General features: G+C 34.5%; 14 protein-coding genes. 11 read left to right on the top strand and 3 right to left on the bottom strand.

Features of this window, described 5'->3' with window-relative positions:
* Positions 1–217: 217 nt before the first annotated feature.
* From Q1B37_RS16110 to Q1B37_RS16060, 11 genes are all read left to right on the top strand, one after another.
* Entirely contained in the window at positions 218–2,893 is a 2,676-nt protein-coding gene (locus Q1B37_RS16110) for a glycoside hydrolase family 3 protein (RefSeq protein WP_299900159.1), read from the top strand.
* Positions 2,894–2,988: 95 nt separating this feature from the next.
* Positions 2,989–6,141, top strand: coding sequence for a TonB-dependent receptor (locus Q1B37_RS16105; protein WP_299609915.1), 3,153 nt, complete (start codon positions 2,989–2,991; stop codon positions 6,139–6,141).
* A 27-nt stretch (positions 6,142–6,168) separates the two neighbouring features.
* Positions 6,169–7,719, top strand: coding sequence for a RagB/SusD family nutrient uptake outer membrane protein (locus Q1B37_RS16100; protein WP_299900156.1), 1,551 nt, complete (start codon positions 6,169–6,171; stop codon positions 7,717–7,719).
* A 10-nt stretch (positions 7,720–7,729) separates the two neighbouring features.
* Positions 7,730–8,935: a hypothetical protein gene (locus tag Q1B37_RS16095; protein WP_299900153.1), complete on the top strand. Its 1,206-nt coding sequence runs from the start codon at positions 7,730–7,732 to the stop codon at positions 8,933–8,935.
* 102 nt (positions 8,936–9,037) lie between these two features.
* Positions 9,038–10,417, top strand: a complete 1,380-nt coding sequence (locus tag Q1B37_RS16090) for an endo-1,4-beta-xylanase (RefSeq protein ID WP_299900151.1) — start codon at positions 9,038–9,040, stop codon at positions 10,415–10,417.
* A 385-nt stretch (positions 10,418–10,802) separates the two neighbouring features.
* Positions 10,803–13,871, top strand: a complete 3,069-nt coding sequence (locus tag Q1B37_RS16085; protein WP_299900148.1) for a glycosyl hydrolase family 8 — start codon at positions 10,803–10,805, stop codon at positions 13,869–13,871.
* A 314-nt stretch (positions 13,872–14,185) separates the two neighbouring features.
* A complete protein-coding gene (locus Q1B37_RS16080) occupies positions 14,186–14,437 on the top strand; it encodes a hypothetical protein (protein WP_299900145.1) in 252 nt (83 codons plus the stop codon).
* Positions 14,438–14,504: 67 nt separating this feature from the next.
* Positions 14,505–15,785 (top strand): FAD-dependent oxidoreductase, encoded by a 1,281-nt coding sequence (locus Q1B37_RS16075; RefSeq protein WP_299900142.1) that lies wholly within the window; start codon positions 14,505–14,507, stop codon positions 15,783–15,785.
* A 355-nt stretch (positions 15,786–16,140) separates the two neighbouring features.
* Positions 16,141–16,413, top strand: coding sequence for a hypothetical protein (locus Q1B37_RS16070; RefSeq protein WP_299900139.1), 273 nt, complete (start codon positions 16,141–16,143; stop codon positions 16,411–16,413).
* A gap of 2 nt (positions 16,414–16,415) precedes the next feature.
* Positions 16,416–16,706, top strand: a complete 291-nt coding sequence (locus Q1B37_RS16065) for a hypothetical protein (protein ID WP_299609931.1) — start codon at positions 16,416–16,418, stop codon at positions 16,704–16,706.
* Between the two features lie 21 nt (positions 16,707–16,727).
* Complete coding sequence (locus Q1B37_RS16060; RefSeq protein ID WP_299900136.1) at positions 16,728–17,690, top strand: sodium-dependent bicarbonate transport family permease; 963 nt, start codon at positions 16,728–16,730, stop codon at positions 17,688–17,690.
* Positions 17,691–17,828: 138 nt separating this feature from the next.
* On the opposite strand, the gene Q1B37_RS16055 is transcribed toward Q1B37_RS16060, so the two are convergent.
* The 3 genes from Q1B37_RS16055 to Q1B37_RS16045 form a co-directional block, all read right to left on the bottom strand.
* Entirely contained in the window at positions 17,829–18,308 is a 480-nt protein-coding gene (locus Q1B37_RS16055; protein WP_299900134.1) for a hypothetical protein, read from the bottom strand.
* 7 nt (positions 18,309–18,315) lie between these two features.
* A complete protein-coding gene (locus tag Q1B37_RS16050; RefSeq protein ID WP_299900132.1) occupies positions 18,316–18,864 on the bottom strand; it encodes a DUF3575 domain-containing protein in 549 nt (182 codons plus the stop codon).
* A 75-nt stretch (positions 18,865–18,939) separates the two neighbouring features.
* Positions 18,940–20,097: a hypothetical protein gene (locus tag Q1B37_RS16045; RefSeq protein ID WP_299900129.1), complete on the bottom strand. Its 1,158-nt coding sequence runs from the start codon at positions 20,095–20,097 to the stop codon at positions 18,940–18,942.
* Between the last annotated feature and the right edge of the window lie 20 nt (positions 20,098–20,117).

Genomic DNA, 20,117 nt, shown 5'->3' with positions numbered 1-20,117 from the left:
TGCAACAAATGTTTTAGTATATGCTTTATATGTACTACTGTTTTTTTGATACTGTACATAAATTGTTAAAAATTTATTAATTGTTTAATCAGGATGAGAAAGAAATACTCTAACATTAAAATTCTAGCCGAGATATTCTTGATAGTAGTGGTGTTGGGATTGTTTGTTTTTATCCTTGATTTAATCTCATGAAAAACAATCTGTTTAATAGGTAATAATGACAAACACGAATTCCAGAAAAATATTTAAAAAACTTTATAAAATTAATAAGCTCCTTATAGTATGTATACTTCTTCAATTAAGTATAAGTTGTAATACAAAGAAAGAGGATGAAAAGGAGTATAAATATAAGGATCCTAAATTATCTACAAGCGAAAGAGTAAATGATTTAATCAGTCATATGACACTTTCAGAGAAAGTATCACAGATGCGATATGACGCTCCTGCTATAGAACGTTTAGGGGTTCCTGCTTATAATTGGTGGAACGAATGTTTGCATGGAGTAGCTAGAGCAGGAAAAGCAACTGTTTTTCCACAGGCAATTGGGATGGGAGCAACTTGGGATGCACCATTATTATTTGATGTGGGTACGGTGATTTCTGATGAGGCAAGGGCTAAACATCATCGATTTATTAAAGAAGATAGAAGGGGGATTTACCAAGGATTGACTTTTTGGACTCCTAACATCAATATTTTTAGAGATCCTAGATGGGGAAGAGGTCAGGAGACCTATGGAGAAGATCCTTATCTCACCAGTAGAATGGGAGTTAATTTCATAAAAGGCTTACAAGGCGATGACCCAAATTACCTTAAAGTGGTAGCAACAGCAAAACATTTTGCAGTGCATAGCGGTCCAGAAAAATCAAGACACGAAGACAATTACCATACATCTGATCGAGATCTAAAAGAAACGTATTTGCCTGCTTTTGAAGCTGCAATTAAAGAAGCAAATGTACAATCGGTAATGTGTGCATATAATAGGTATAGAGATGAAGCTTGTTGTGGAAGTAATTTATTATTAAATGATATACTTCGAAAAGAGTGGGGGTTTGATGGTTATGTGGTTTCGGATTGTTGGGCAATCAACGATTTTTGGGAGCCAAATAAGCATGAATTAGTCGAAACCCCTGCTGAGGCTTCTGCTCTGGCAGTAAATAGAGGAACTGATCTTAATTGTGGAGATGTATTCGACCCTAACCTAAACGATGCTGTACTTCAGGGTTTAGTAGATGAAGATAAAGTAGATCGAGCATTAGCCAGGTTAATGGAAGCAAGATTTAAACTAGGAATGTTTGATCCAGAAGAAATAGTGCCTTGGTCAAAAATATCGTATGATGTTGTGTGTAGCCAAAAGCACTATCAGTTATCTGAAAAAACGGCAAGAGAATCTATGGTGTTATTAAAAAATGACAACAACACCCTTCCCTTAAAGAAAGATATTAAATCAATTGCAGTAATAGGACCTAATGCAAATGCAAAACAAGTTCTACTAGGAAATTATCATGGAACTCCTTTAAATAATATTACACCCTTAAAAGCGATTCAAGATAAACTTCCAAATGCACAAATAAACTATGCTAGTGGAAGTCATATAGCAAAAGGTTGGCCTTTATTACAACCGATACCATCATCGGTACTTAAGAATGGTGACACTAATGGATTAAAAGGAGAATATTTTGATAACAAGGAATGGAAAGGAAGCCCTAAGGTAACTCGAAATGACAGTATTGTCAACTTTATATGGGTGTCCACAAAACCATTCGAAAATGCTACATCTGATAATTTCTCTGTAAGATGGACAGGAAAAATTGTTCCAGAAGAAAGTGGAAACTATAGAGTAGGATTAAGAGCTAGCAGTGCTGGTAAATTGTATGTAAACGATTCATTGAAAGTTGATTTTAAAGATGATCACGAACCTAAAATGAAGTATTTGGATATGAACATGGTAGCAGGAGAATCTTATGATATAAAAATCGACTATTATAATTATCATACAGATCCACAGGCACAGCTAGTTTGGGCCAAATTAGATCAAGACCTTTTGGCTCCGGCAATAGCAGCAGCAAAAAAATCAGAAGTTGTTGTGTTATGCCTTGGACTATCTCCAGATATCGAAGGAGAAGAAATGCCAGTAGTCTTAGAAGGTTTTGATAAAGGTGACAGATCAGAAATTTCACTTCCAAAATCTCAGATAAATTTAATGAAAGAGATCCATGCATTAGGAAAGCCAACGGTGTTAGTACTGATGAATGGTAGTGCACTTGCTATTAATTGGGCAGATGAAAACATCCCAGCCATTCTTGAAGCATGGTATCCTGGAGAGTTTGGAGGTAAAGCTATAGCAGATGTCTTGTTCGGAGATTATAATCCTGCAGGAAGACTTCCTGTAACCTTTTACAAATCTGTCGAAGATCTTCCAGATTTCAAATCTTATGATATGACCAATAGAACATATAAGTATTTTAAAGGAGAGTCTTTATACCCATTCGGGCACGGTTTGTCTTATACCAACTTTACATATGCTAACGTGGGAATTCCAGAAACAATCAAAGCAAATGAAGATATTAATGTAACTGTACAGGTTACAAATGCAGGAGAGATGATGGGAGATGAGGTGGTTCAATTATATATCTCACATAATGATAAAGAGTATAAAGGAGCATCGCACTCTTTAATTGGATTTCAACGAATCAATCTTAAAGCCGGAGAAACCAAAAAAGTAAGTTTTACGGTTACTCCTAAACAGTATGCTTGGATTACTACCGACGGACAAGAACAAATTAAATCAGGAGATATTCAATTACATATTGGAGGAAAACAACCAAGTGATCTTGGTAAAACAAAAACAAGTACAACACAAATCTTAACGAAAACATTAAAAATTAAAAGTTAAAGAAAACTTAAAATTTAACGTAATTATCAGAATATTCTTACTAATTTTAAGTGTGTTCTGGTTTTAAAAGTAAGTATAACCTTAATAAATTATATATGATAAAACTTAAACTCGCAATTATTGCATTGTTTATAATTGGGACACAGCATGTTTTTTCGCAAGAAAAAAGTGTGATTAGTGGTACAATCACTGATCAATCTGGTTTGCCCCTGCCAGGAGTTAACGTTTCGGTCAAAAACACCAATAAAGGTGTATTAACAGACTTTGACGGTAATTATGAAATCACAGGAATATCAATAGGAGATATTTTGGTGTTTTCCTATGTTGGGATGCAAACAATAGAAAAAATTGTTGTGCAACAAGAGAAAATTGATGTCGTAATGATTCAAGAAACTACCGATTTAGAACAGGTCGTAGTTATTGGTTATGGACAGAGTAGAAAAAAAGACCTTACTTCTGCAGTAGCTACAATTAGTGCAGATGTTTTAGAAAAACAAACTGTTACGAATATAGACCAGGGAATTCAAGGTTTAGTATCAGGAGTAACAGTAACAAGAAGTACAGGAAGACCAGGAGGAGCTGTATCCGTAAGAATACGTGGTACAACTTCGGTTACAGGATCTAACGAGCCATTATATATAATTGATGGAGTAAACGTTCAGAATTCTGAAGATAATTCCTTTAATTTTTCCCGTTTTGGAGGAACAGGAGGGCAAACCGCTTTGAGCCCTTTATCAGCATTGAACCCGAATGATATCGAATCGATTACAGTATTAAAAGATGCTTCTGCTGCTGCAATCTATGGTGCACAGTCTTCAAATGGTGTGGTTCTGATTACTACCAAAAGAGGAAAAACAGGGAAAGCCAAAATAAGCTATGAAACCTACGGAGGGATTCAGACGGCTCCTAAATTATTGGATATGATGAATCTTAGAGAATTCGCAGCATATTCGAACGAGGTTAGACAATCACCATCAACGAATTTGCCACCAGCACCACAATTTGAAGATCCAAGTATTTTAGGAGATGGAACAAATTGGCAAAGAGCTATTTTTAGAGCAGCACCAATAATTAATCATCAGTTATCGATCTCTGGAGGAAAAGAAAAAACAAAATTCTATGCTTCAGCGAATTATTTTGATCAGGAAGGTATTGTAATTAACTCAGGTCTTAGAAGATTTGGATTACGACTAAACTTAGATTATAAGTACAATGATTGGATCAAGTTTGGACATAACATCAACCTAAGTAGTTCATTAGAGCAAATTGGATTGAATGACTCGCGAAATGGTACTATTATCAATGCATTAAGACAAACTCCTGATGTGCCTGTTAGAAATCCTGATGGAAGCTTCGGTTCTCCAGAAAATGGTTTAGGTAATACAGGAGCATTAAATCCAGTAGCTGCCTCTGAAATCAGAAATAGTACGCTAGAAAGATTTAAAATGAATGGAAATATTTATTTAGATCTTAAATTAGCTAACAATCTTAAGTTCAGAACAGATTTAGGGTATGACTACAATACTGCTAAAACACAAAGTTTCTTCCCTACTTTTGATTTTGGATCGCTTTCTAATGGGTTGAACTCTTCTTTTAGAGCAGCCAATGAAGGCTTATACTATCTATTCAAAAATTACTTAACCTATACTCCTAGTATTGGAAATCATAACTTTGATATTCTACTAGGAACAGAAGCTCAGAAAACGCAATTCCAAGGATTATCAGGACAAAGATCTAATTTTCCTAGTAATGATGTTCCTGGTTTAAATACTGGAGATGCTGAAACATCCTTATCAGAATCATTCGAAGGTGCAGCTTCTCTCCTATCTTATTTTGGTAGAATTAATTATGATTATAATTCAAAGTATTTACTTTCAGCTTCCTTACGATATGATGGTTCTTCAAAATTTGGACCTAATAACAGATGGGGATTATTTCCATCAGTGTCAGCTGCATGGGTAGTAAGCGATGAACCTTTTATGGAGAGTATTTCTAGCGCTTGGAGTTATTTCAAGATTAGAGCTGGATATGGAACCAGTGGAAACCAGGATATAAATAACTTTCTATATCTAAGTTTTCTCAGAAACCAAAATACTGCACTTGGAAGTGGATTTAGTTTAGCTAATTTTAATAATCCTAATGTTGCATGGGAATCCTTAATCTCTCCTAACTTAGGAGTAGAACTTGGTTTCTTGGATAATAATATTAGATTGGATGTAGACGTGTATCGAAAAACATCTAAAGATTTCTTAGCTACCAGACCTATACCAGGTTTCTTAGGGAGTTTAAATACCTTATCCTTTATAGGAGTGAATGCACCAGTAGAGAACTTTGGTGAGATGATCAATGATGGTATTGATGTTACTTTGAACACAAAGAATATTACGAATGAAAAATTTAGTTGGGATACAAACATTGTATTCAGTTTATATCGTAATGAGATTACAGAACTATCAGGAGAAAATGATGCGATTATTGGAACATTACAAGATGAAGAAATAATTGCGAATCTAACAAGATCAGAAGTAGGACAGCCTATCGGAATGTTCTATGGTTTTGTAACCGATGGATTATTTAGAGATATTGATGATTTGACGGGAACGGATCCTGCGGCTATTCCTGCAGAAAGTTCGGTAGACGAAGCGAATGGTACCTGGTTAGGAGATGTACGATTTAAAGATTTAAATGGTGATGGAGTGATTGATGATAATGATAGAACATTTATAGGAAATCCACATCCAGATTTTACCTTTAGTATGACCAATAATTTCCGATATGGAATGTTTGATTTATCAGTATTCTTACAGGGAACCTATGGTAACGACATTTATAACTATACTAGAACATATATCGAAGGAGTTAACCGATTCAATGCAAATCAGGCAACTTCAGTAATTGATAGATATAGTGCAACCAATACGGATGGAAGTTTACCAAGATACTCTGATGGAGATAAAAACGGAAATAATAGAGTATCAGATAGATTTATAGAAGACGGTTCTTATCTAAGAATCCAGAGTATCACTTTGGGATGTACATTACCTAAAGACACCTTTGGAGAAAAAATTAAGTTTTTCGATCAGATAAGAGTATATACAACAATCCAAAATTTATACACATTTACGAATTACTCAGGATACGATCCTGAAGTAGGATCACTAAATCAAAGTGCTTTATTCAAGGGTATAGATTTCGGAAGATATCCCGTTCCAAGAACAATGACGCTTGGACTTAATGTACAATTTTAATAAGAAAAAGAAAATAATATGTTTAGTATGAAAAGTATAAAGAGAATTTTTACATATGCTATTGTATTGACCTTTCTCTCATCTTGTGGTGATGATTTTTTAGAAATAGATGTTGTTGATTCTATTACCGAGGATAATTTTTATCAAACAGATGAGCAATTATTAGCAGGAGCTAATTCCCTGTATGGACAATCCTTTTTTACAACAAATGATAAGTTTATGTATTCGTTGGATATGTTAGCGGGTAACTCGATTGGTTTTGAATCAGATGCTCCATGGAGATTGTTCTCTGTGGGAGTAAATAACGGAGTGTTATTAGAAGGTTGGGAAGGTTTCTATAAAGGAATTGCTGATGCCAATCAATTATTAAAAGTAGTAAGTCAGCCATTAAGCGAAGAAATTTCTGATGATGTCAGAAATCAGGTAGAAGGTGAAGCGCGATTTGTGCGAGCTTTTTCTTATTTCTACTTAGTGCGTTTATGGGGAGAAATTCCGGTGATCGATGAGGTAACTTCAGATACTTCTTCGTTGTATCCTTTAAACACAGTTTCTAGTATTTACGCTTTTATAGAAAATGATTTACAAAAAGCTGCCGAATTATTACCTACAAGTTCAGCAGGATCAATAAGAGTAGGAAAAACGGCGGCGTGGTCTTATTTGGCAGAGATGTATTTAACCCTAAAAGATTATGATAAGGCTAGAGACTATGCTCAGATGGTTATAGATAGTGGAATACATAGTCTACAACCTAATTATCAAGATCAATTTATAAATCCATCTGCAAGTGTAAATGGAGAAGGGATTTATCGATGGGTTTGGACATCTATCAATGGATTATGGGGTATTCAGAATACCAATCAAGCATATCTTATCGCTAGTGATGATGTCATTGGAAATGATGGATCTTTTGGTTCGGTATCTCCAAGTATCGATTTGTTTCAATCCTTTGATAAAGTTACTGATGCTGGAGAAGAAGATCTCCGTAGACAATGGATTATTTGCGAACCAGGAAGATTCTATCCTGAATTATTAACGAGTCAAGGAGGATGGACATTCCCAGAAAACGGAGATGATTCTGCGACAAGATTACGCTATAGAAAATATGTTGTAGGATCACTAGATGAGCATCCAGACGTGTTTTTTATGAGAACTAATATGAGTACTCAATTAATGAGATATGCGGATGTGTTATTAATATATGCAGAAGCAATTATGGGTAATGCTGATTCCACTGGAGATGCTGCTGCAGTCGATGCTTTTAATCAAATAAGAAGAAGAGCTGGATTATCCGAAAAAGGAATGATTACAAGAGAATCACTTATGGATGAAAGAAGAATCGAATTTGCTTTTGAAGCAGGTAAATTCTGGTTGGATTTAGTAAGAATGGATAGATCGACTGCAAGATCAATTATTAGTAGTCAGGATAGAGGAACAGTGAATACCTTAGTTCCGTTTAATGTAGAGTCATTGTTTATAGACAGTATCGATGATGATGACTTTTTACTACCAATTCCATCTGCAGAGTTATCGTTTATAGATACAGCGAGTCCTGCAGTAGACTATGTAATTAATGACTAATAAATAAGTAATGATGAAAAAAAATAAAGAAATGATGTATATCAAGAAGTTACTTGTTTTGTGCTCAGCAGTTAGCTTATTGGTATGTATATCATCCTGTGGAGATGATAACGGAGATGGACTTCAATTCGGAGATCCACAAATAGTAAATATAGTATCACTGGGAGATGAGCCCGCCATCAATGAAGGATTTCCTGCAGAACTAGTAAGAGTAGAAGGTACTGGATTGAATGATATGAAGGAAATTATCTTCGATGGAACAGTGAACACCTTTTTTAACTCTACATTAAATTCTAGCGTAGCATTATTTTTTAATGTTCCGTTTGATGCTGATCAGGGGAGTCGTTTTGGAAATCAAACCGTAACCTTTACAAACCTTTATGGAGAATCTGTTTCTACAGAGTTTACTATTAAGCAACCAGCTCCTACCTTAACGGTAGCGGACACATTTTCACCATCAAAAGGAGAAGCAGGTGTAGAAATGAGAGCATTTGGAAATTGGTTTTTTAATGTAGAAGATGTACTTATTGATGGAGAATCGGTAGGTGATTTTACCGTGGTTTCTCCACAGGAAATCTTATTTACCTTTCCTGAAGGAAAAACAGAAACTACAGAATTTACAGTAGTTACAGCGGGAGGAATGGTTTCTAAAGATTTACCAATCGTTGGTGGAGTTGTTCAGATCTTATTCAGTGATTTTGATGGAAACGGAGTACCAAACATTAATAATGATTATAATGCAGATTGGTTTAGTTATGGTGATCATAGATTCGAGATTAGCAATGGCTTAGGAGTAGATGGAAGCGGTGGAGCAGAACTTGTTTGGGATGATACAGGCACAGACGGTTTTACAGGAAGTGGTCATCAAGAAGTAGCACCGGTTACTACCTCAACAGATTCTGAAAATGCTTTTGTTGTTCTCGATATTAATGGAGATGATTATCCAGGAACTGTTATGGAATTTATTTTAAAAGATGCAACTACAGACAACTGGATTTTTAAAGTTCCTCTAACAGGATCAGGATGGCAAACACTAAGATTAAGACTATCCGATTTTGGTTTTGGCTTCGATGTCAATAATCAAAGTATGGGAGATCCAAATCCCGCTACTCTAGTGGCTATAAGAATGCAAATTAGTCATGAGGGAGATACAGGAGTAGTACCATCAGGGTATAGATACGATAATCTTAGACTAGAGGTATTGGAGCTAGACTAAAGCCCTTTTCAAAATAATATAACAGTAACGCATGTCCGGAGGAATCATATATAATTTAATAGGTCTTACTCCTCTGGATATGTGTTCTATAAAATAATTACTATGAGAATAGAAAAAGTATATACTAAGGTTTTCTATGCCTTAATTTTTATCGCACTGATGAACTTTGTAGCTTGTTCTGATGATGATAATACGTTAAGTTTTTCAGCAATCCCGCCAGTAGCAGAAGAAGCTTCTGAAATCAATTTTACGAGTTTTACAGCTAATTGGAGCAATGTGTTTTTGGCTAGTGGGTATGAGCTGGATGTAGCTACAGATCCTAATTTTGGATCTTTTGTTCAGGGATACGAGAGTTTAGCAGTAAATCAGTTATTTCAGGATATATCAGGTTTATCCTTAAATACCCAATATTACTACAGAGTAAGAGCAATTGTAAATGGTGAAGTTTCAGAAAATTCTAATACCATAAGTGTAGAAACTAATGAAGAGTTTCCAGAGGATGTAACGCTAAAATCAGCTACCGAAAATAATTTCTTTGTCGGTGTAGCAGTATCAGAAGCCAGAACAAACATCACTGCTTACGATGAGCTTTACACCACAGAATTTAGTAGTATTACTGCTGAAAATGATATGAAAATGGCCTCTATTTTTACTGGAATAGATGGCTCAGGGAATATTATTTACGATTGGAGTAAAATTGATGCGTTAATCGATTATGCAGAAGCTAATAATCTAAATGTACATGGACATACCTTAATATGGCATAGAAGTATTCCTGCAGCTTTAGAGAATTTTACAGGAACAGATCAAGAGTTCGAGGACCTAATTGAGCAGTATATTACAGATGTGTTTACAAGATATCAAGGTAGAATTAATTCTTGGGATGTTGTAAATGAAGCAATCGATGATGATGCGAGTATTCAATGGAGAAATACATTGTTCTTGCAGCGAATGGGTGATAATTATGTAGAGAAGTGTTTTGCTTTTGCTAGAGCGGCAGATCCGAATGTAAAATTGTTTTACAACGATTACAATATGACCTTCGATGGTACAAAAAGAGGAAAAGTACTTGATATGGTAGATGATTTATTAGCAAGCGATCTTATCGATGGTGTTGGATATCAAATGCATATAGATTATAACTTCCCAACAAAAGAGGAAATACAACAAGCTACGGATGAATTAGTAGCAAAAGATGTATTGGTACATTTTGCGGAGTTAGATGTAAAACTTAATGCAGCGAATGATCTAACAGATCTTACTGAAGAACGATCTCAGGCGCAAAGACAGAGAGTACGAGAAGTAGTGGAGATTTTTAATGCGATTCCGCAGAATAAAAAATATGCCATTACTGTTTGGGGATTAAAGGATGATGATACCTGGTTAATTCCAGAGAATAATGGAAGACCAGAATGGCCTCTTTTATTCGATGAATCCTTTGAAAGAAAACCTGCTTATTTAGGATTTTTAGAAGGACTATAACACGCACATAATATCCTTAAAACCGAGGAAACCCTGTAAATTAATATAGTTTACAGGGTTTCTTTTTTTTAAATAATCTAAAACAAAATAATAGCTTAGAACGAAATAAAAAGGTATATGCATTATTAAGATACAGATGAACAATAGTAAAATTTTAACGAAAACGTTTTCGTTAAAAAACACTAAATTTCCCATCAAAAAACAACATAATAAATATTTGAATATCAGATATTTGCGTTGTCTGTCAGCAAGATTAATAGATAAGAACCTCTTGTTACTTCCTCAATTTTTTAACGCTTTTTATTAGGATTTAATTATCAACTAATTGTTTGAAAGAAAATATAATAGTTTTAGGTCAACTAATTATCTAAAACACAAACTTCTTATGAAAACAATTACAACTAATCTATTCACATTATTATTGCTCTGTGCCATGGTGGTATCAGGGCAAGTCACAGTTCAGATCGAAGATCTAAATGTTGGTGGTCCTTATGCTGGAGCTATCGATACACCATTTAATGGAGTTGCTTTTTATGGCAATGGAGATAAAGCAGAAGGTATCGTAAATCTTTCCACACTTCCCGGTTTGTATCGTGTAGAAATTACAGGAGCTTCTTCCAATAACAATGAAGCTAGGATCGATCTAATGCTTGCCGGAAATAGTTTAGGCTCATTTGGTTTTTCGGGAACCTCAACGTCCACCAGCACAAAAGAGATCACTATATCAGGTACAAATCCTGTTGCATTGACATTAGAATTAACCACAGATAATGGATCTAACGATACCTTTTTGGATCAGATCACTTTTACTTTTTTAGGATCTCCACCACCACCAAGATCAGCTCCTGTAATTCCATCAGTACCATCGTTTGAATCTGGGGTCTATAGAAATATGTTTGTAGAATCCGGAAAAACTGAAGCTGCTGTAGCACAGAAAATGAATGCTATTTGGGATCAATATTTTGTTAATGGCGATAGTAACAATGAACGACTTTATTACGAAGTAGGAAATGATATGGCCTATATATTAGACACAGGAAATAATGATATTCGTTCTGAAGGAATGTCTTATGGAATGATGATCTGTGTACAATTAGGTAAAAAAACTGAGTTTGATAACCTATGGCGTTTTGCCAAAAGATATAGTCAGCATCCCGAAGGTACTCAAAGAGAAGGTTTATTTTCCTGGCAATTAAACAGAACTAATTTTTCTATGATTGACCAGAATTCTGCACCAGATGGTGAGGAGTATTTTGTAACTGCTTTGTTTTTTGCCGATAGACTTTGGGGTAGTACAGGAGGTATTAATTATCGAGCAGAAGCAAATTACATTTTAGATAGTATGCTAAACAAACCAGCACCAAGTACAGGATCTTGCCCAACAGGTCTGGTAGATTTAGACGAGCGGCAAATAGTATTTGGAATTTGTGGTAATTCGGCCAGTTTTACAGATCCATCGTATCACCTTCCAGCTTTTTATGAAATATGGGCGTTAGAAGCAGACAATAACAATCAATTATGGGCAGAGATGGCCAATGTAAGTAGGACATATTTACTGCCTAGAGCGGCACATCCGCAAACAGGATTAATGCCTGATTATTCAGAGTTTGATGGTACACCAGTAAACCAAGGAAACCATGGTAATTTTGAGTTCGATGCCTGGAGAAATATTATGAATATGGGATTTGACTTTGCCTGGTTTCAGAAAAGTAAAAATAGTATTCAGCCGTTGATTGATAATCAGATTGATTTCTTTAAAGATAAACCAGGATATAGCTCCTTATGGACTTTGGATGGATCTTTTAGTAGAAATAGCGATCATTCTCCTGGATTAGTGGCATGTAATGCTGTAGGAGCGTTGGCATTAGAAGATGCAAAAGTATGGCCTTTTATCGATGAGTTTTTTGATACCCCTATTCCGGCAGGTCAATATCGTTATTATGATGGGTTATTATATATGATGAGTTTTATGCACTTATCAGGAAACTTTAAAGCTTTTTCTGATGGTATTGATATTCCCGATTGTAACGGTACTCCGTTTCCCACGGCTACCGTAAGTGCTACAAATGAAACAACGCTAGGCGAAAATGACGGAAAAATTACCTTTACATTCTCGGATGTTTCTGGGAGAAGTGCCATAGAATTTAGTAACGATGGAGGGACAACGTATCCATTACAAGTAAACGACAATGCAGGATCTGCAACATTTAATGATCTTTCTCCAGGTAATTATAACGTATGGGTGCGTTGGGGTAACAATGATTGTCCTACTAATTTAGGAAGTGTAGTGATTGCCGAAGGGGATCCGGTAGATCCAATACAGACACCTTTTACAAGCCATAGCATTCCTGGAATCATTGAGGCAGAAGATTATGATAACGGAGGACAGGGAATTGCTTATAATGATGCCGATGCCAGTAATAATGGAGGACAAGGAAGAACGAATGAAGGAGTAGATATACAAAATACCAGCGATACCAATGGAGGTACTAATGTAGGCTGGACTGCTAATGGAGAATGGTTAGAGTATACTATTGGTAGTATTAGTACGGGAACTTATGATATTGTTTTAAGAGTAGCCAGTACCCAAAGTAATACGAAATCAATAGCGCTAAAATTAGGAACATCTGTTTTAGGATCTGCCCAAATCCCAAATACCAACGGATGGCAATCTTGGCAAGATGTTATCATACCTAATGTAGAAATCACCAATGGAAATGCAAATCAGGTTTTGCGATTAGATATATCCGGAGGATTGTACAATGTGAATTGGATAAAATTTCAAGTATCTAATAATTCTGGAGGTGGTACTACATGTGACAAAATAGAAGCAGAGGATCATGTAGAGAATTTTTATCAGCTGACCAATACGAATGGAGTAATGACCAATATTGGTTATTCGCATTGGTTAAAGTTTGATAATGTAAATGTATCAGGCGGTAAGTTTACCTTCAGATATTCCAAAGGGAATAACGAAAATGGATATATGAAAATTAGACTCGATAACAATCAGGAGAGCAATACCATTGCAGAAATCTACCCAGAAAGTACCGGAAGTTGGAATACTTATATAGAGAAGACTGTTGATGTCTCTGCTTCAGGGAATCATGTAGTATATCTGTATTTTCATAATGCAAGTAGGAATATTCAATTAGATTGGATCAGTTTCGCTTCAGGATGTGATCAGCGAGCAGCAGATGAAACGATTGTAAAAGATGAAGCAGTCACAGTACAAGTGTATCCTAACCCAAGCAAGGGAACCGTAAATCTTAAGTTATCCGAATATAATAGTATCAGAAATATTACACTATTTGATATTTCAGGCAGAACCATACGAAGTATATCTGATATTCAACAAACTGAATACAGTTTCAATAATCTTAGCAAAGGTGTCTATATCATTAAGGTAAATAATAAGCAAAAGCCTATTGTTAAGAAGGTCATTGTTCATTAATAAAGAAGCTATTATAGCACGGATTCAAACAGTCATAAATTTATTTTTATGACTGTTTGTTTTTTAGGAGTCTTATAGCGAATAAAAACTAATACCATTTTATATGAGAATTGGTATTTGATATGAGTGTATCATTTTTTACTTCAAAGAATACTCCTTTTTAGTTGATCTCTTTTTGCATATTTCAGTGATAAAACGAATGGTAAATATTTGTTAAACAAATTTATATGTAGCATTTCTCGATGCTTCTTATTTTTTAATCTAATGCAATTATTGTATTTTTGTTTAATGTAAAATGAAAAATATTAAACAAAATGAAAGAAGGATTAGAAGAATTATGTACTGTTGTAATAGGAAAAAAAGGACTAGAGGATAGTTACACGTTTTACAAAAACGGGATGATACGACATAGTTATGATAAAAATATTTTCAATTACGGTCTTATGGAATGGGTGCAGCCTGGAGAGATAAACAATATCATAAAAAGAAGGATCATCAAAAACTGCAGAAATAAGTACAAAAGGAATATCCGTAGAATTTTAGATTTCAATCTTAGAATGAACTAGTATTCTGAGAGGGATAATGTTTCCTGTTGCTTATTTGTAGATCTAAAACCAATTAAAAATAAAAAGTTTGAAAAAATCTGAGTATAAAGTTCATATTGTTGGAGCTGGGATTAGTGGTTTAATTGCAGCGCAAGTTCTAGAAAAATCTGGGTATCATCCAGTTATTATCGAATCAGAAGATAGTTGTGGTGGTAGAGTAAAAACAGATCAGATAGAAGGATACGCTATAGATCACGGTTTTCAAGTATTACTTACCTCATATCCAGCAGCAAAACAATATTTAGATTTTAATGGACTAGCGCTTCAGGAGTTTTTACCAGGAGCTGCAATATTTGAAGATGGTAAACAGAAAATTATTGGAGATCCTCTAAGAGATCTATCATTATTATGGCCTACGATTACTGCAAATATTGGTAGCTTTTCTGATAAGAGAAAGATTTTAAAACTCAATCAGATTCTAAAAAAAACAACCATTCATGATATCTTCGAAGAAAGAGAACAAACCACGGTATCATTTTTAGAAGATTTTGGATTTTCTAGTAAGATCATCCATCAGTTTTTTAAACCTTTTTTTACCGGGATTTTCTTAGAAGAGAACCTTCAGACTTCTTCTAGAATGTTCAAGTTTGTTTATAAAATGTTCGGAGATGGTAATGCGGCTATCCCTAAATTGGGTATTGGAGAAATAACGAAACAATTGGTCTCTGCACTAGACCATACTTCGTTTATATATAATACGAAAGTTGAAAAAGTAGCTGAGGGTTTAATTGTAACTACAGAAGGGAAAGAAATGGAGAGCCATTTTACCATCATAGCTACAGAACCTAGTTTTATAATTCCGAACCTGAAAAATCAGCAAATCACTTGGAAAAGTTGTGATACACTGTATTTCGAAACAAAAGATCGAGCAATCCATAAACCATTAATTGGTCTTATCCCTCATAAAGAAACGCTAATTAATAATATCTGTTACCCAACGGTTTTACAACCCAATACCACTTCTGGCAAAGAGCTATTGTCGGTAACGGTTGTTAGATCACATAATTTATCAGAAACCGATTTGATAGCAAAGGTTACAGCAGAATTGGCAGAACATTGTTCTATCCAAGTAGATCGGTTTATAAAGCGTTATGATATTTCTCATGCACTACCTGATATCACGAATCTACAGTACGAAATGTTACCTTCAGAAACTCGATTAACACCCACTATTTTTATAGCAGGAGACCAGCAACTTAATGGTTCTTTAAACGCTGCAATGATATCTGGAGAAAGAGCCGCGATGGGAGTTATTGATGCTTTAGAAAATGGAATCGTAATAGAAGAACTTACCTCAGATTCCATATAAATCTGGTATTTCATAAAAATATCTTTAATGCTCGTTTTTATCTGTATGAATTTGAAAAATTTAGATGAAAATGGATAGATTTTCATACAATTTCAATTTTTTTAGCGACGTATTACTTTAATTTTTTCAGGAAATCGTAGACAGTATTTTATAATTTATCGGCGGTCTTTATTGCGTGTTAAATACCTGTTTTTTAATTAGTTGGAAATACATTGTTACTAAGCATATTTTTGTGATTTTTAAATGAACATAAATAATTTTTATGCTTCTTATTATAAATATAAATAAAAACATATGAATTAGACTTGGTAATTTTACACCCAGAACATAGTAATAATATCAAAAAGCTATTAGTATGGAAACAGATATAAAATGGTCTTCGAGTGCGATACAAGTTCATAACGAAAAATCGATACTCACACTTCAAATCAACAAATCCAAACTCTTTACTTTTTCCAAAATCATTGCGCTGGTTGCATTCGTTTTGCTGTATGCAGTTGTCGCTGTAATGAGTTATTTGGCAAATAGTGCATTGTTTTCAGAGCTTCTAAAAGTTGGAGCAATACTAGGACTTGTTGCTTTCGTGGCATTTAAATCAAAGAATAATTTTAAATCAAAATCAGAATAATTATGGTATCTACAGAAGTTACACACAAGGTACAATTGGTAGATGGAGTATTTACACCATCAGAAGCATCAGATGTGATTAATAGTTTAATAAGAGAAAAAGTAAATTTTCATAAATTACACAGGCTATCCATTTGCGAAGGAGATATGCATAGCGATACGAAGTTTGATGACAGCAGAGTATCTCAGCTATTACAGGAGAAAGAAAATTTCAAACCTATTTATAAAGAAGCAATGTTAGGTGGTAAGAGAGTGAAAATAAGTGGTGTTTTAAACATTGAAATTATTGACTAACTCCTTATTTAATATTTAGAGATGAATTTACATCTTTTGGTTGATAATTTAACCAATCCAGCACTACTCTTCTTTGTATTAGGAATTATCGCTTCGCAAGTAAAAAGTGATCTTAAAATTCCTCAAAACTCTTCTAAGTTTATTTCATTATATCTCTTGCTCTCCATAGGTTTCAAAGGAGGGCAAGAGTTAGCTCACAGTTCGTACAATGTAGATATCACTTATGCGATAGTTGCCGGAATTGTCATGGCGCTTTTAGTTCCTGTGTACACATTTTTTATTTTAAGATTAAAATTTACGGTAGAAAATGCAGGTGCAATTGCTGCGGCCTATGGTTCTGTAAGTGCGGTTACTTTTGTAACGGCAGTGAGTTTTCTAGAGATGGAAGGAATTGATTTTGGAGGACATATGGTGGCGGTGATGGCGCTTATGGAAGCACCTTCTATTATCATTGGAGTATTATTACTACGATTATATTCTGATGGAAAAAAATCTGCTAACGAATTATTTCAGTTGGTGAAGCATGCCATTACCAACGGAAGTGTTCTTTTGATTCTAGGGAGTTTAGTGATCGGTTTTATAGCCAGTGATGCACAAGCAGAAGGAATCAAACCATTTACCACAGATATTTTCAAAGGATTTTTGGCCGTATTCTTATTAGATATGGGAATTACCAGCGGTCAGAAAATCGGGGCATTACTTAAAAAAGGATGGTTTGCTTTCTTGTTTTCTATCGTTATTCCGTTGATTAATGGTCTATTCGTAGCAAAGATTTCTGAAGTATTTTTATCTAATGATGGGGATCGATTTTTACTAGCTATTTTGGCAGCAAGTGCTTCGTATATTGCTGTACCAGCAGCGATGCGGATTGCAGCACCCAAAGCCAATCCTAGTTTGTATCTGCCAATGGCATTAGCAATTACATTTCCATTTAATATTACCTTAGGCATGCCGATTTATATGTATGTCATTCAAAGTTTTTAGTATACATACTGGAAGAGACAATAAGTGAGAAGTGAGGACTGAATTTTAGTATCCTACAATAAGAAACTAAAATTCAGTTTTCTCTTACTATAAGATTGAAATTTACCTGAAGCTTTTTTCCTTGCTCGATGTCAAAAATCAAACAATCTCCAGCAATGACATTTTACCACTGGCATGATCTTTTTTAGTAATAGTATAAACCGATAAAAATGTTCCTACTTCGTGCTCATGTTTTGTATTTCGCACATTTTCTTGCAGATGTTTCTTAGTAAGTTTTACCAATTCTAGGGGTGCATATTTGGTTTTAAAGTAGTAAGTGTTAAATGGAATACACCTACTCCAACCTCTTTTATTTTCTTTATAGATATGAATCCAATCATTAGCACCTTCGAGTTCACAGAAATTACCATTAGGTAAAATAGTAAATCCAAAAGGGTGTATATCTGCTTCCTGATCGATATTGGAAGAAATGACCTTTTTAAGATGCTCTAGGCGCAAAGGGTTTTTGGCATAATGCAATAATACTTCCATTCTATGCAGAAAATCAAATACTTCCATTTTTTGCATTCCTTCAAAATGACGCATGACTTTATATAGGAGTTGTTGTTCTTGTTTCATCTTCTTACTATGATTGATTCCATAATACCCATCCCAGAGAAAAATTAACCACAGGAACTACCGATTCCTGAATATCACTAAATCCATACCCAGCTCCAAACTCGAATCTAAGATTTAGTTTTTTCCAATACGTTCGCTGTAAACCATATACTCCAGCAATGGTAATGAAATAAGCATCTCTAGGATTAAAATCACTAAAAACAGTATTAGCATTCGAAAAAGAATTGGCCAATCCAAAGTAATTTGCCGAGTTACGAGTAGTATTTTTTCCTTTTCCTTGCCGCCTTCTAAAGTTGTAATAATATCGGTAATCGATGTCTAGCGTAGGATATAATACGACTCGAGTTTCATCCAGAATTTCGTTTTCTATCGCTCCCAGTTCTACTCCTAATTGTAGACTTAGGGTAGTAGCATTCGTTACTCTTTTTTCATATTCCAAGCTAGGAGTAATGAGCAAATTTCCTTTTAGTAAATGTTTGCTCGTTCCGGTATTAGTGTTTTGAGCATGCATTAGAGTAGTACATAAGAGTACTATGACGATGAGTTTGTGTTTCATAAAAGATACATATAGTTTCTATTACTTTAGTGTAGTTTTAAGCCAATTTGTTACCCATTTTTGGGGAATTATTTTCTATTTTTTTGTTTGTATGGCTTTTGTGACGATAGTTTCTGGATATAGTAGGTATCCTTTATTCGTATAATGAATCACAAAATTGATGACCGTTGGGATAGGTTCATTAATATCTTTACGAGAAATTCCGTTTAGACCTCTTTTAGGCATTGCATCTTTAATAATTCTAGCTTTCCATAAACCAGATTGTTGAATTAGCATTTTTAAAGTAGCTCTATCATCATGGATAACTGCACTGCTTTGATCTACAGTAATATCTGTTAGTATTCCTTCTGTACTAACAACAAAACTACATAGAGTGTATCCCTTGGTATTATCGGTAGTAAAATGTTTAGAGAGATACTCATAAAAATTATTATCCTTTTCGGGAGATTGATATCCTAGTTTTGTATATCGTGCCATATGTTTGGTACAAGAATTACATTCTTTTATGTTTATCATTTTGGCAGCTTCGATACCATCATCTAGTTTAATATAAGGTGTATCAGTATATTTTTTTAAAGTGGGTGATCCAAATGGGTATCCTTCTCCTTTAATAAATCTACCATTTTTATATTCTTCTTTAAAAACAATTGTATTTGTAGTAATTCGAGACAATGTCCATTGACCATCTGGAAGTCCATTTTTCAATTTTCCCTTTATGTTAGCATGTCTATGATTTTTAATAGTTATAGTTTTTCCGTTACTATTTCCATTTTCTACTTTTTTCTTACCTCTTTTTGTATAGTATTCCAAGATTTTAGCGGTATTATCCTCGTAGCTATAAGTTAAATAAGGTTTTCCATTTTCATACCAGTGTTTCCAAATCCCTACTTTCTTCCCATTTTTATAAACGCCTTCCATCAATTTGTTACCATTTTCATAATACACGATAGCTTTTCCTTCTAGTAACCCATCTATGATAGTGGCCTTGGTGGCAATAGCATCATTAGCTATATAATAATCTTTAAAAGCACCTTCGATGGTTAGGTTTTCTGGATTTACTTTAGCCAATCTGTAAAAGAAAGCACAATCTTGCGTAACAGGTCTTTCTGCATTATCCAGGTGTATTTTTATACTGTCTTTGGCCACAAACCGAAAACAAGGATCAAACCCTTGTTGTGCGATAGCGAGTTGAGTGAAAAGGATACTTATAAGGAGAAAGTTATATTTATTCATCGTAGTTGATTCAGTTAGTT

This window comes from uncultured Aquimarina sp., assembly GCF_947492965.1.
Lineage (GTDB): Bacteria > Bacteroidota > Bacteroidia > Flavobacteriales > Flavobacteriaceae > Aquimarina.
This window is presented reverse-complemented; position numbering and strand designations above follow the sequence as displayed.

What these genes read in the sequence shown, in the direction of transcription:
- Q1B37_RS16110 (WP_299900159.1), top strand. Translation starts at nt 218, where the DNA reads ATGACAAACACGAATTCCAGAAAAATATTTAAAAAACTTTATAAAATT.
- Q1B37_RS16105 (WP_299609915.1), top strand. Translation starts at nt 2,989, where the DNA reads ATGATAAAACTTAAACTCGCAATTATTGCATTGTTTATAATTGGGACA.
- Q1B37_RS16100 (WP_299900156.1), top strand. Translation starts at nt 6,169, where the DNA reads ATGAAAAGTATAAAGAGAATTTTTACATATGCTATTGTATTGACCTTT.
- Q1B37_RS16095 (WP_299900153.1), top strand. Translation starts at nt 7,730, where the DNA reads ATGATGAAAAAAAATAAAGAAATGATGTATATCAAGAAGTTACTTGTT.
- Q1B37_RS16090 (WP_299900151.1), top strand. Translation starts at nt 9,038, where the DNA reads ATGAGAATAGAAAAAGTATATACTAAGGTTTTCTATGCCTTAATTTTT.
- Q1B37_RS16085 (WP_299900148.1), top strand. Translation starts at nt 10,803, where the DNA reads ATGAAAACAATTACAACTAATCTATTCACATTATTATTGCTCTGTGCC.
- Q1B37_RS16080 (WP_299900145.1), top strand. Translation starts at nt 14,186, where the DNA reads ATGAAAGAAGGATTAGAAGAATTATGTACTGTTGTAATAGGAAAAAAA.
- Q1B37_RS16070 (WP_299900139.1), top strand. Translation starts at nt 16,141, where the DNA reads ATGGAAACAGATATAAAATGGTCTTCGAGTGCGATACAAGTTCATAAC.
- Q1B37_RS16065 (WP_299609931.1), top strand. Translation starts at nt 16,416, where the DNA reads ATGGTATCTACAGAAGTTACACACAAGGTACAATTGGTAGATGGAGTA.
- Q1B37_RS16060 (WP_299900136.1), top strand. Translation starts at nt 16,728, where the DNA reads ATGAATTTACATCTTTTGGTTGATAATTTAACCAATCCAGCACTACTC.
- Q1B37_RS16055 (WP_299900134.1), bottom strand. Translation starts at nt 18,308, where the DNA reads ATGAAACAAGAACAACAACTCCTATATAAAGTCATGCGTCATTTTGAA.
- Q1B37_RS16050 (WP_299900132.1), bottom strand. Translation starts at nt 18,864, where the DNA reads ATGAAACACAAACTCATCGTCATAGTACTCTTATGTACTACTCTAATG.
- Q1B37_RS16045 (WP_299900129.1), bottom strand. Translation starts at nt 20,097, where the DNA reads ATGAATAAATATAACTTTCTCCTTATAAGTATCCTTTTCACTCAACTC.